Genomic DNA, 12499 nt, shown 5'->3' with positions numbered 1-12499 from the left:
ATACGCAGGCTCGTTCGCCTCGCCCGAGACTTCCCCATGAACGACGATCAACTCCTTCGCTACTCCCGCCACATCCTCGTCGACGAAATCGGCATCGAGGCGCAGCAGCGCTTCCTCGACGCGCATGCGATCGTCGTCGGCGCCGGCGGTCTCGGCTCGCCGGCCGCGATGTATCTCGCGGCGTCCGGGGTCGGCACGATCACGCTCGTCGACGCCGACACGGTCGACCTCACGAACCTGCAGCGGCAGATCCTGCACGTGACGGCATCGGTCGGCCGCAGCAAGGTCGAATCGGGGCGCGACACGCTCGCGCAGCTGAACCCGGAAGTGACGGTGCATGCGGTCGCGGCACGCGTCGACGATGCATGGCTCGACGAACACGTGCCGCGCGCGAGCGTCGTGCTCGACTGCACCGACAACTTCGCGACGCGCCATGCGATCAACCGCGCGTGCGTCGCGCACGGCGTGCCGCTCGTATCGGGCGCCGCCTTGCGCTTCGACGGCCAGATCAGCACGTTCGACTTCCGCGACCCGGCTGCGCCCTGCTACGCGTGCGTGTTCCCGGAAGACCAGCCGTTCGAGGAAGTCGCGTGCGCGACGATGGGCGTGTTCGCGCCGACGGTCGGGATCATCGGCGCGATGCAGGCCGCCGAGGCGCTGCGCGTGATCGGCGCGATCGGCACGACGCTCAACGGGCGGCTGATGATGCTCGATTCGCTGCGGATGGAATGGACGACGATGAAGATCGCGCGCCAAGCCGACTGCCCCGTGTGCGCGGGCCGGCACTGACGCACGCTGGATGCATGCGCCGAGCGGCGCATGCGTGACGTTTTGCTACGTTCGCGAGCGCTTCGCGACGCTGCCGCCTAGGCCGCGGCGTCCGCGCGCGGCTCCGCGACCGACAGGCGCTTGAGCGCCGCCTGCACTTCCTCCGGCTCGAACGCGGCGAGCACGTCGGCCGTCGGCTTCTCGAGCGCCTTCAGGTGCGCGCGCAAGATCTCCTGCTTCACGACCAGCAACTGGCTCGGGTGCATCGAGAACTCGGTGAGCCCCATCCCGAGCAAGAGGCGCGTGAGCGCCGGATCGCCCGCCATCTCCCCGCACACCGATACCGACACGCCCGCGCGCTTCGCCTCGCGCAGCGTGTACGAGATCAGGTGCAGCACCGCCGGATGCAGCGGGTCGTACAGGTGCGCGACCGCGTTGTCCGCGCGGTCGATCGCGAGCGTGTACTGGATCAGGTCGTTCGTGCCGATCGACAGGAAATCGAAACGCTTCAGGAACAGCGGCAGCGCGATCGCCGCGGCCGGAATCTCGATCATCGCGCCGATTCGGACGTTCGGGTCGTACGCGAGCCCCGCGTCGTCGAGCTGGCGCTTCGCCTCGCGAATCAGGTCGAGCGTCTGGTCGATCTCCTGCGCGTGCGCGAGCATCGGGATCAGGATCTTCACCTGCCCGAACGCGGACGCGCGCAGGATCGCACGCAACTGCGTGAGGAACATCTGCGGCTCGGACAGGCTCCAGCGAATCGCACGCAGGCCGAGCGCCGGGTTCGGCGCCGTCTCGTAGCCCTCGTCGAGTGCCTCGAGCGGCTTGTCCGCGCCGACGTCGATCGTGCGGATCGTCACCGGCATGCCCTTCATCCATTCGACCGCGCGCTTGTACGCGGCGAACTGCTCCTCCTCCTCCGGCATCTCCTTCTGATGCATGAACAGGAACTCGGAGCGGAACAGCCCGACGCCGACCGCGCCGGCCTCGACCGCCGCCTTCGCGTCGTCGGGCAGCTCGATGTTCGCGTACAGCTCGATCTTGGTGCCGCACATCGTTTGCGTCGGCGAGAACTTCAGGCGCTGCAGCTTGCGTTGCTCGAGCAGCTTCTCGGACTGGCGGTACGAATATTCCTCGAGGACGATCGGCGCCGGATCGACGATCACGATCCCCTGGTCACCGTCGACGATGATCAGGTCGTCCTGGCGGATCAGCGCGCTCGCATGCTGAACGCCGACTGCGGCCGGAATGCCGAGGCTGCGCGCGACGATCGCCGTGTGCGATGTGCGGCCGCCGAGATCGGTGACGAACGCCTGGAACGACTGCGACTTGAACTGCATCATGTCGGCCGGCGCGATGTCGTGCGCGACGACGATCATCTCGTTCTGGCCGTGCGCGGCCGCGCGACCGAGCGCCTGTGACGCGGACGGCGCGCCGGCGAGCGCCTTCAGCACGCGCTCGACCACCTGTTCGATGTCGGCCTTGCGCTCGCGCAGGTATTCATCCTCGATGTCGTCGAAGTGGCGCGTGAGCAGTTCGAGCTGCTCGGTCAGCGCCCATTCGACGTTGTAGCGCCGCGTGCGGACCAGGTCGATGGTTTCCTGCACGAGCATCGCGTCGCTCAGGATCATTGCGTGCACGTCGATGAACGCACCCACTTCGGTCGGGGTGTCGTCGGTCAGGTCGGCGCGCAGCGCCTCGAGTTCGCGATGCACGACCTCGCGCGCCGTACTGAAACGCTCGATCTCGGCGTCGATCTGGTCCGCCTCGACCAGGTAATGGGCGACGTCGAGCGCCGCCGGCGCGATCAGGTACGCTCGCCCGATCGCGATACCACGTGAGACGGGAATACCATGCAGCGTGAAGGACACGCGCACCTCCTCTGTACATGTAAAGCCGCGGCACACTGCTGCGATGCGCTTATGACCCCGGTTAGCGATTATAAATTCCGCGACTCCCTGCTGACTGCGTGCAGCGCAGCATTGCGCTTTTCGCATCAATGCTTCAGACGAAAAAAATGCCGCGAAAAACGCGGCATTCTGCTTCGAAACGGCAACGATCCCGCTCGGGGATCACTGACCTTCGCCGAACTTGTCCGCGATCAGCTTGAGCAGCGCGTCCATCGCTTCGTGTTCGTCGGGACCTTCGGTCTCGATCGTCACGCTACTGCCGATGCCCGCCGCGAGCATCATCACACCCATGATGCTCTTCGCGTTGATCTTGCGCCCGTTGCGCGTCATCCAGACTTCCGACTGGAAGTTGCCGGCCAGTTGCGTAAGCTTGGCCGATGCGCGTGCATGGAGCCCCAATTTGTTGACGATGGTGGTTTCTTGTTGAAGCATGGTTCTCGGTCGGGTCGGTCGAGGCCGTCGGCGACGTGCGTCGGCGGGTCGGTCTAAAACGGAAAGCGGGACGGTCAGTGCGATTCGGTGCGCGGTTGCGGCTCGGGCGGAATCGGCGCGCATTGGCCGCAGCCGGTTTCCGTCGGCGGCGGCGGCGTACCGGCCGACACCTCATGGACGCCCTTCGCGCCGCCGGACAGCGCCTTGTCGACGAGTTTGTCGAGCGGCACGGTACGGTAGCAGACGGCCCGCACCAGCATTGGCAGGTTCACGCCGGCCAGCACGCGCACGTTCTCGAGCTTCGCGAGTTGGCCCGCGATGTTCGCGGGGGTCGCGCCGTACATGTCGGTCAGCACGACAACACCGTTTTCTTCCCTGAGCCGCGCGAGTTCCGCGTGCGCGAACGCCATCACCTGGGTAGGGTCGCTGTCCGCCAGCACGTCGATACAGCCGATGCGCGCGGGCACGCCGCCGTAGATGTGCGCGATGCAGTCCCGCAGCGCGGTGGCGAGCGGGGCGTGCGCGATGATCAGAATCCCGGCCATGTCAGATCGCTCCCGGCCGCCCTTGGCGGGCCGACGCCCCGCGGCGGAGCAACGAGCATAGCGAGTGAGGGAAGCGTTTCATGTTCAGCCTTGCAACGGTTTCGGCCCGACCGCCGGGCCTTCGGCGCGCTGGTCGCGGCACCGGGCAAGCGGGCATTGTAGCAGGCCGGTCGAACCGCTCCGGCGACGGGGGACCTGCGCGGCCGCCGCCGGGGTTGCGCGGGAAGCGGGCTACGCGGCCGCCCGCTCCAGCGCGTCGATGAACATCGCGGCGACATCGAAGCCCGTCTGCTCCATGATTTCGCGGAAGCACGTCGGGCTCGTCACGTTCACCTCGGTCAGCCAGTCGCCGATCGCGTCGAGTCCGACCAGCAGCAGCCCGCGCGCGGCGAGCACCGGCCCGAGCGTCTCGGCGATCTCGCGGTCGCGCGGCGTCAGCGGCTGTGCGACGCCGAGCCCGCCCGCGGCGAGATTGCCGCGCACCTCGCTGCCCTGCGGAATCCGCGCGAGCGAATACGGCACCGGCTCGCCGCCGATCAGCAGGATGCGCTTGTCGCCGGCCTTGATCTCGGGAATGAATTTCTGCGCCATCACCGAGCGCGTGCCGTCGTGGCTCAGCATCTCGACGATCGAGCCGAGGTTCATCCCGTCCGGCTTCACGCGGAACACGCCCATCCCGCCCATTCCGTCGAGCGGCTTCAGGATCACGTCGCCGTGCTCGGCGTGAAATGCGCGCAGCCGTTTCGCATCGCGCGTGACGAGCGTCGGCGCAACGAACTGCGGAAACTCGCCGATCGCGAGCTTCTCCGAATGATCGCGGATCGCCTGCGCCTTGTTGAACACGCGCGCGCCGGCGCGCTCGGCCAGCTCGAGCAGCCAGGTCGACGTCACGTACTCCATGTCGAACGGCGGATCCTTGCGCATCAGCACCGCGTCGAACGATTCGAGGCGGCGCGCGTCGACCGAACCGGCGTCGAACCAGGTCTCGCGATGCAGGTCGTCCCGCCGCCGAGATCGTGATACGGCGCACGTCGGCCTCGACGGCAGAACCCGTCACGCGAGGTGGCGCGGCTCGCACGCGTACACCGCATGCCCGCGCCGCGCGGCCTCCGCCATCATCGCGTAGGTCGAATCCTTGTAGATCTTGAAGCGCTCGAGCGGGTCGGCGATAAAGAGAATGTCCATGCGGGTCCTGTACGTAGCGAAGCCGTTACACCTGGATGGCTTCGGGATCGGTCTTTTCCAGTTCGATCGACGACGCGATCAGCGACAGGCGCGCGACGACGCCATACATGTAGAAACGGTTCGGCGGGCGGCGCCCGGCTTGGCGCCTGCATCCGGCAGCGCCGTGTGTTCGAAGCCGAGCGGCACGTAGTGCATGCCGGGCGCGTTCAGGTTCTGATCGCGCTCGCGGCCGCCGTGCGTGCGGTAGAAGCCGCCGACCACGTAGCGGTCGATCATGTACACGACCGGCTCCGCGACTTCGTCGCCGACCCGCTCGAACGTATAGACGCCTTCCTGCACGATCACGTCGCGCACCGCGAGGCCGGCCTTCGACTCGGCCATCTGCGCGCGCTCGGCCTTCGACATGCGGCCGATCTCGGCCGCGTCGTGCACGGTCATTACGCCGCGCCCGGCGGTGCCGGCGTCAGCCTTCACGACGACGTACGGCTTTTCGCTGATCCCGTATTCGCGGTACTTGCGCGCGATCTTCTTCAGCACGCCGTCGATCGCGTCGGCGAGCGCCTGCTCGCCTTCATGCCCCTGCCAGTCGACGCCTTCGACATGCGCGAAATACGGATTCACCATCCACGGATCGACGCCGACCATCTTCGCGAACTTCTTCGCGACGTCGTCGTAGCACGAGAAGTGCGTCGACTTGCGGCGCACGGCCCAGCCCGCGTGCAGCGGCGGCAGCAGGTACTGCTCGTGCAGGTTTTCCAGCACGCCGGGAATCCCGGCCGACAGGTCGTTGTTCAGCAGGATCGAGCACGGATCGAAATTCTTCAGGCCGAGGCGGCGCTGCGAACGCTCGAGCGGTTCGAGCACGATCTTCTGGCCGTCGGCCAGCGTGATCGGCGTCATGTCGGTGATGCTCGGGTCGAGCGAGCCGAAGCGCACGTTCAGGCCGGCCTGGCGCATGATCGTCGCGAGACGCGCGACGTTTTCCAGGTAGAACGCGTTGCGGGTCGGCAGCTCGGGAATCACGAGCAGGTTCTTCGCGTCCGGGCAGATCTTCTCGATCGCGGCCATCGCGGCCTGGACGGCGAGCGGCAGCACTTCGGACGGCAGATTATTGAACGCGCCGGGGAACAGGTTCGCGTCGACAGGCGCCAGCTTGAAGCCGGCGTTGCGCAGGTCCACCGAACAATAGAACGGCGGGGTGTGTTCCTGCCATTCGAGCCTGAACCAGCGTTCGATCGCAGGCGTCGCGTCGAGGATCTTCTGCTCGAGTTCGAGCAGCGGACCGTTCAACGCGGTAACGAGGTGGGGAACCATGAATCACTCGCGAGCGGGAGAATGAAGATTGTAGAGCAATTGCCTTGCCCATTTGGGGATTGTTCCCGGCTTCACAAGGATTTGGAGGAAGTTTTCGGCTATTGACCCGATAGAGCGAAGGGTTATGCGCTACGGCAGCAGGAGACAGGAGAAAAAAAAGCCCGTGGGTGGACGGGCTGAAATCGCTGCGCTCATTCCAGGCGGGCGCCGTCTGCGCGGCAGCCCGCCGTCATCCGTACGACTTATTCGACGTGCTCGCCGTGCAGCACCACGTCGAGGCCTTCGCGCTCTTCTTCTTCGGTCACGCGCAGGCCGATCGTCAGGTCGATCAGCTTCAGCAGCACGAAGCTCAGCACGCCGCTGTACACCAGCGTGATCAGCACGCCCTTCGCCTGCAGCAGCAGGCTGCCGTCGGCGCCGCCGATGTCCTTGACCGCGAACACGCCGGTCAGCAACGCGCCGAGAATCCCGCCCACGCCGTGCACGCCGAACGCGTCCAGCGAATCGTCGTAGCCGAGCTTCGACTTGAGCCACGTCGCCGACCAGAAGCACACGACGCCGGCCGCGATGCCGATCACGAGTGCACCGGTCACGCCGACGAAGCCGGCAGCCGGCGTGATCGCGACGAGGCCCGCGACCGCGCCCGACACGATGCCGAGCACCGACGGCTTGCCGTGCGAGAGCCACTCGGCGAACATCCAGCCGAGCGCCGCGCACGCCGTCGCGACTTGCGTCGTCAGCATCGCGAAACCGGCACGGCCGTCGGCCGCGACTGCGGAGCCCGCGTTGAAGCCGAACCAGCCGACCCACAGCATCGAGCCGCCGATCATCGTCAGCACGAGGTTGTGCGGCGCCATCGATTCACGGCCGAAGCCGACGCGCTTGCCGAGCATCAGGCACGACACGAGGCCCGCGATACCGGCGTTGATGTGCACGACGGTGCCGCCCGCGAAGTCGAGCACGCCGTCCGTCGACAGCCAGCCGGTCGGCTCCCACACCATGTGCGCGATCGGCACATAGACGATCAGCGACCAGAGCGTCATGAACACGAGCATCGCCGAGAACTTCATCCGGTCGGCAAACGCGCCGCAGATCAGCGCCGGCGTGATGATCGCGAACGTCATCTGGTAGACGAAGTAGACCGACTCCGGAATCGTCGTCGCCAGGTGGCTGACGGTCAGCGTGGTCGCCTTGTCGCCCTTCACGTAGGTCATGCCGTGCAGGAACGCGCGCGACAGCCCGCCGATGAAGCCGTTGCCCGGCGTGAACGCGAGGCTGTAGCCGACCACCGTCCACAGCACCGTGATCACTGCGGTGATCGCGAAGCTCTGCATCACGGTCGCGAGCACGTTCTTCTTGCGGACCATGCCCGCGTAGAACAGCGCGAGGCCGGGGATCGTCATGAACAGCACCAGCGCGGTGGAGGTCAGCATCCACGCGGTGTCGCCGGCGCTGATCTTCGACGAATCGACGGAGAACGGCTCGGTCGGCGCGGCGGGTGCGGCCGGCGCCGAGGCGGCGGCGGCAGCGGATGCTCCGGCGGCGCCCGAAGCGGGAGCGGCAGCAGCGGCGGCTGCCGATGCGTCGGTGGCGGCCGGCGCCGAAGCGGCCGGCGCGGCGGCTGCCGATGCATCGGACGCCGTTGCGGCGGGCGCGGACGCAGCCGCGGCGGAAGCCGCGTCGTCAGCGAGCGCGGGGCCGACGCCGGCCGCGATCAGCGAGCCGGCCATCAGCAGGGACATCAGAAGTTTGCGCATCTCGGGTTTCCTCTTGTCGCTTGTCTTGGTCTGTTACAGCGCGTCCGCGCCTGTCTCCCCGGTCCGGATCCGGATCACCTGCTCGATCGGCGTGACGAAGATCTTCCCGTCGCCGATCTTGCCGGTGCGTGCGGCCCGCTCGATCGCCTCGACCGCCTGGTCGACGAGATCGTCGGACACGGCCGCCTCGATCTTCATCTTCGGCAGGAAATCGACCACGTATTCGGCGCCCCGGTACAGTTCGGTGTGCCCCTTCTGCCGCCCGAACCCTTTCACTTCCGTCACCGTGATGCCCGAGACGCCGAGCGCGGAGAGCGCCTCGCGCGTCTCATCGAGCTTGAACGGCTTGATGATTGCGGTAATGAGTTTCATGAAGTCCTCTCGCTGGGTGGTCCCGTCGAATTGGTTGGAATGTTGTAACGGACTCTCCTCAGCAACTCGCATGCCATGTTCGCTCGAGCGCCGCGTCGAACGGCTCCGAAACGGGGTTGCATCGCGTGCTGAAAGGTACGGAAAGGTGCGGAAGCCCGGCCGAATGGTCAACGTGGCCCAGGTTTGCTGGCGCGCCGAAAGGATCATTGCTAGAGTGCACGCACGTCCCGGATCACCGGGCCATTCACCCATGCGGGCGCCATGCCCGGAATTCGCGCCGCGGGCGCACCATTTCCGGTCATGCGTGCATCATGGGCACGTACGCAACTGAAGATGCACATTTTTTGTGCAAGGAAGGGAAATCTCATGAAGCAACCCAGCGATGTTTTCAACGACCTGCAGTCGCGCGTCAGCGACCTGCTGAAAAACTCGCCGGCCAAGGACGTCGAGCGCAACGTGAAGGCCATGCTGTCGCAAGGCTTCTCGAAGCTCGATCTCGTCACGCGCGAGGAGTTCGACACGCAGGCACAGGTGCTCGCCCGCACCCGCGTGCGTCTCGAGGAACTCGAGAAGCGCGTCGCGGAACTCGAGCAGAAGCTCGCAGCGTCCCAGGCCTGACGCCCCACCCGACCGACAGGTCCGGGCGCGGGCCGCCTCGTGCGGCCCGCGCCTGACACCCGAAGTCGGCCGGTCAGCCGTTCCGTCGTTCCTCGCAATCGCCCGCTCTTCGCCGTTCCTCGCTCTTCTCCGTTCTCCGTTCTTCGCTGCTCTCTGCTCTTCGCTGTTCTACGCTCTTCGCTGTTCTCCGCTCTTCGCTCTTCGCTGTTTGTAGCGCTTCGCTGTTCGTGGTTCCTCGTTCTTTTCCGCGCCACGCCGGCAAGCGCGTACCGATTCCTCCGATTCCCGCGGCATGCGGCCTGAATGGCCGTTGCCCGGCCGATTCATTTGCAGGAGCCTCGCCATGTCGCTCGCCGTGGTGCGCAGTCGCGCGCCGGCGGCCGGCCGCGCGCCGGACGTCACCGTCGAAGTCCATCTCGCCAACGGGTTGCCGTCGTTCTCGATCGTCGGCCTGCCCGATCTCGAAGTCCGCGAGAGCCGCGAGCGCGTGCGCGCCGCGCTGCAGAACTGCGGGTTCGAGTTCCCCGTCAGGCGCATCACCGTCAATCTCGCGCCAGCGGACCTGCCGAAGGAATCGGGCCGCTTCGACCTGCCGATCGCGCTCGGCATCCTCGCGGCGAACGGCCAGATTCCGGCCGACGCGCTGGCCGGCCGCGAATTCGCGGGCGAACTGTCGCTGACCGGCGCGCTGCGGCCGATGCGGGGCGCGTTCGCGATGGCGTGCGGCGCGGCACGGGACTGGCGCGCCGCGGCGACTGGAGCGGACTTCGGCTCCAGCGCCGCGGAGACCGGATCTGGCTTCGGGCCCGCCGCCGCAGGGACCGGCACGGGCCTCGGGTCTCACGCCGCGGCCGTCGCGCCGTCCGGGCCGGCGGCCGCAGCCCGTCCGCCCGAGCTCTACCTGCCGCTCGACAGCGCCGCCGAGGCCGCGCTCGTGCCGGGCGTCACGGTGTTCGGCGCGCCCGACCTGCCCGCGCTGTGCGCACACCTCGCCGGTGCGCCGGACGGCCGGCTCGCACCGGTCGCGGCGCCGTGCCTCGACGGCCTGCCGACACCGCCCGCGCCCGATCTCGCGGACGTGGTCGGCCAGCGCGGTGCCCGGCGCGCGCTCGAGGTCGCCGCCGCGGGCGGGCACCACATGCTGATGGTCGGGCCGCCCGGCGCCGGCAAGTCGATGCTGGCCGCGCGGCTGCCAGGGCTCCTGCCACCGCTGACCGACGACGAAGCGCTGGCGTCGGCCGCGCTGCTTTCCGCGAGCCGCATCGGCTTCTCGCCCGCGCAGTGGCGGCGGCGGCCGTTCCGCTCGCCGCATCATTCGTCGAGCGCCGCCGCGCTGGTCGGCGGCCGCAACCCGCCGCAACCGGGCGAGCTCACGCTCGCGCACCTCGGCGTGCTGTTTCTCGACGAGTTGCCCGAATTCGACCGGCACGTGCTGGAGATGCTGCGCGAGCCGCTGGAAGCCGGCCGCATCACGATCTCGCGCGCGGCGCAGCAGGTCGACTTCCCCGCCGCGTGCCAGCTGATCGCCGCGATGAATCCGTGCCCGTGCGGCTGGCACGGCGATCCGTCCGGGCGCTGCCGCTGCTCGCCGGACCTCGCCACGCGCTACCTGCGCAAGCTGTCGGGGCCGCTGCTCGATCGCATCGACATCCAGATCGACCTGCCCGCGCTGTCGCCGGCCGAACTCGCATCACGCGCGACGGCGCCCGGCGAGCCGAGCGCCGCGGTCGCCGCCCGGGTCGCGCAAGCGCGTGCGCGGCAGCTCGACCGGCAGGGCAAGACGAATCACATGCTGAGCGGGCGCGAGACCGACGATCTGTGCCGGCCGACCGACGACGGCGAGCGGCTGCTGCGCGAGGCCGGCGAGCGCTTCGGCTGGTCGGCGCGCGCGTATTTTCGCGTGCTGAAGGTCGCGCGAACGATCGCCGACCTGGCCGGCGATCCGTTGCCGACGGCCGCGCAGATTGCCGAGGCGATCCGCTACCGGCGCGCGCTCACGACACTGTGAGCGCCTTCGGAGGGACAAAATTTGCCAAGTGCGGCTTGCGGATCCCAGACCATCTCGGCACTGAATTCATCGCCGCCGACATACTCTTCGACGATGATTTTCCGTGACGACGAATAGCCGCGGCTGTTGACCGCCGGCGGCGCCAGGATGTCGCCCACTGCCTATCACATACCCGCGCTGGATGTCGACCACATTGCTTGCACCCCATCCGCTACGCTCCGTGCCTGCTCTCGATGCGCAGTCGATCGACACTGGTTGCGCTCGGCGTCAAGCCACGATCTCTCGAAGCGATCAGTACCGGATCGAACTGGTTGCATGCCTGTCCGGTGCCGAGATCGGCAACATTCAGCTCATATAGCGCAAAGAGCGTCGCATGGACCTCGCGCATCGCATCGACATCGCAAGCGTCATACGCGCTCGTTGCGACGCGCAGACCGAAGTCAGCCAACGCTTCGGCACTTCCCGCGTCCGCTCCCATCTCACTCGCAAATTTCGATCCGCTACCGCAGCGCGTATCCAGGTATTTCTACCATAGACACTTCGTGCACTTGAGCACCTTTCGAGTTTCGGGAGCTTCGAAGCCGCCTTCACGGTTTCGTGGTCGGGGCCTTGCAGACGAGCTCGACAATCTATCAACGGGCAGTGTCGTCGACGATATCTAAATAGGAGCAGAAACAGGGATGCGAGGCGGTGTGATTATGTCGCCCCCATGTTGGCCCACTTTTCATTACTTAGAGTGCATTCCGAGGGCCCAATTGTGGCGCGCATCTGGTGAGGGCTTCCAATATTTCGGCTTGGCCTATGGAAAAGCAGGACCCGATGCCGCTTGACCTAGCTGCTGTCGGAACGGCGAAATCGGTCAGCACTCTCACGTGAAGTCGCTCCAAATCGTCGAGCCAATTGCAGAACATCGCTGCACCCAACATTAATGGTTTCGGGCCAAGCAAAACCAAATCCAGCTGTTTGCAGTCCCGCAATGTTCGCGCCAGTACGCGGGCAATCGCTGACGGTTTGACTGCAACCGACTGCAGTACCTTCGGGTTGATTGTCTTGAATTCGTCGAGCCATGGTCTCGCAGCCGCTAGCGCCTGCGCACGCCCCTCAGGAACAAACTCAGGGTCAACAACTAGCGCAATGGTGTCCTCGGCTCGCCACGAATAGCGCTCGATGAACTTCTGCGCACGTCCCCCGTCGAAACCAAGCGCTATTACGTGATGTACTTTCTGCCCCTCCGTCTCCGGAACTCGCGCGACAAAACCTGGTAACTGACATATGTCGCTACGGTCGTGCAACTGGAAGGGGTCCTGCGAGAACGAATACGATGCTGGCGTGACGTAATGATACGTTACTGGAATTCCAGCACTGATTGCGTATTTAACGACATGAAAAATCGTTTCACAGCACAGCATCGTTATATCGACGTCGAGGCGTTCAGCGTCCTCAAGCAGCGTAGCCATCGTGGCAAAAAATTTACGCCACGGAATACGCTTCGCCTCCAAATCAAGCGAAATCTCGAATGATAGGTCTGAACCGGAGCCCTTCTGAGAAATTTCCAACCATCTGCTTGTAGCGAGCTTACGGCTAACAACT

11 protein-coding genes and 2 pseudogenes are annotated in these 12499 nt (G+C 66.3%); 3 read left to right on the top strand and 10 right to left on the bottom strand.

Features of this window, described 5'->3' with window-relative positions; all coding sequences use genetic code 11:
• Nucleotides 1–36: 36 nt before the first annotated feature.
• Nucleotides 37–789, top strand: a complete 753-nt coding sequence (locus GEM_RS02865) for a HesA/MoeB/ThiF family protein (RefSeq protein ID WP_014895949.1) — start codon at nucleotides 37–39, stop codon at nucleotides 787–789.
• Nucleotides 790–866: 77 nt separating this feature from the next.
• On the opposite strand, the gene ptsP is transcribed toward GEM_RS02865, so the two are convergent.
• From ptsP to GEM_RS02830, 7 genes and pseudogenes are all read right to left on the bottom strand, one after another.
• Nucleotides 867–2639: a phosphoenolpyruvate--protein phosphotransferase gene (gene ptsP, locus GEM_RS02860; RefSeq protein ID WP_014895948.1), complete on the bottom strand. Its 1773-nt coding sequence runs from the start codon at nucleotides 2637–2639 to the stop codon at nucleotides 867–869.
• A 201-nt stretch (nucleotides 2640–2840) separates the two neighbouring features.
• Nucleotides 2841–3110, bottom strand: coding sequence for an HPr family phosphocarrier protein (locus GEM_RS02855; RefSeq protein WP_014895947.1), 270 nt, complete (start codon nucleotides 3108–3110; stop codon nucleotides 2841–2843).
• A 74-nt stretch (nucleotides 3111–3184) separates the two neighbouring features.
• Complete coding sequence (locus GEM_RS02850) at nucleotides 3185–3655, bottom strand: PTS sugar transporter subunit IIA (RefSeq protein WP_014895946.1); 471 nt, start codon at nucleotides 3653–3655, stop codon at nucleotides 3185–3187.
• 231 nt (nucleotides 3656–3886) lie between these two features.
• A pseudogene (gshB, locus tag GEM_RS02845) lies at nucleotides 3887–4840 on the bottom strand (glutathione synthase).
• Between the two features lie 25 nt (nucleotides 4841–4865).
• Nucleotides 4866–6154: pseudogene (gene gshA / locus GEM_RS02840) on the bottom strand (glutamate--cysteine ligase).
• Between the two features lie 242 nt (nucleotides 6155–6396).
• Complete coding sequence (locus GEM_RS02835) at nucleotides 6397–7911, bottom strand: ammonium transporter (protein ID WP_014895944.1); 1515 nt, start codon at nucleotides 7909–7911, stop codon at nucleotides 6397–6399.
• Nucleotides 7912–7944: 33 nt separating this feature from the next.
• Nucleotides 7945–8283, bottom strand: a complete 339-nt coding sequence (locus GEM_RS02830) for a P-II family nitrogen regulator (protein ID WP_006398175.1) — start codon at nucleotides 8281–8283, stop codon at nucleotides 7945–7947.
• Between the two features lie 366 nt (nucleotides 8284–8649).
• On the opposite strand from GEM_RS02830, the gene GEM_RS02825 reads away from it, so the two are divergent.
• Both GEM_RS02825 and GEM_RS02820 read left to right on the top strand, forming a co-directional pair.
• On the top strand, nucleotides 8650–8901 hold the full coding sequence (locus GEM_RS02825) for an accessory factor UbiK family protein (RefSeq protein WP_006398174.1): 252 nt from the start codon (nucleotides 8650–8652) through the stop codon (nucleotides 8899–8901).
• A gap of 343 nt (nucleotides 8902–9244) precedes the next feature.
• The gene (locus GEM_RS02820; RefSeq protein ID WP_014895943.1) at nucleotides 9245–10909 is read left to right on the top strand and encodes a YifB family Mg chelatase-like AAA ATPase; all 1665 of its coding nucleotides are present in this window, start codon (nucleotides 9245–9247) and stop codon (nucleotides 10907–10909) included.
• On the opposite strand, the gene GEM_RS31065 is transcribed toward GEM_RS02820, so the two are convergent.
• The 3 genes from GEM_RS31065 to GEM_RS31060 form a co-directional block, all read right to left on the bottom strand.
• Nucleotides 10882–11067 carry a hypothetical protein gene (locus tag GEM_RS31065; RefSeq protein WP_148283803.1) on the bottom strand — a complete coding sequence of 62 codons (186 nt, stop codon included), beginning with the start codon at nucleotides 11065–11067 and terminating at the stop codon, nucleotides 10882–10884. The two genes, GEM_RS02820 and GEM_RS31065, sit on opposite strands and share 28 nt — an antisense overlap.
• Nucleotides 11068–11120: 53 nt before the next feature.
• Nucleotides 11121–11387 (bottom strand): hypothetical protein, encoded by a 267-nt coding sequence (locus GEM_RS02815; RefSeq protein WP_041490440.1) that lies wholly within the window; start codon nucleotides 11385–11387, stop codon nucleotides 11121–11123.
• 253 nt (nucleotides 11388–11640) lie between these two features.
• Nucleotides 11641–12465 (bottom strand): hypothetical protein, encoded by an 825-nt coding sequence (locus GEM_RS31060; protein WP_148283802.1) that lies wholly within the window; start codon nucleotides 12463–12465, stop codon nucleotides 11641–11643.
• Between the last annotated feature and the right edge of the window lie 34 nt (nucleotides 12466–12499).

Origin of the sequence: Burkholderia cepacia GG4 (genome assembly GCF_000292915.1) — a bacterium.
Lineage (GTDB): Bacteria > Pseudomonadota > Gammaproteobacteria > Burkholderiales > Burkholderiaceae > Burkholderia > Burkholderia cepacia_D.
Note: the sequence above shows the minus strand (reverse complement) of the source record. Positions and strands in the feature narration are given on the sequence as shown.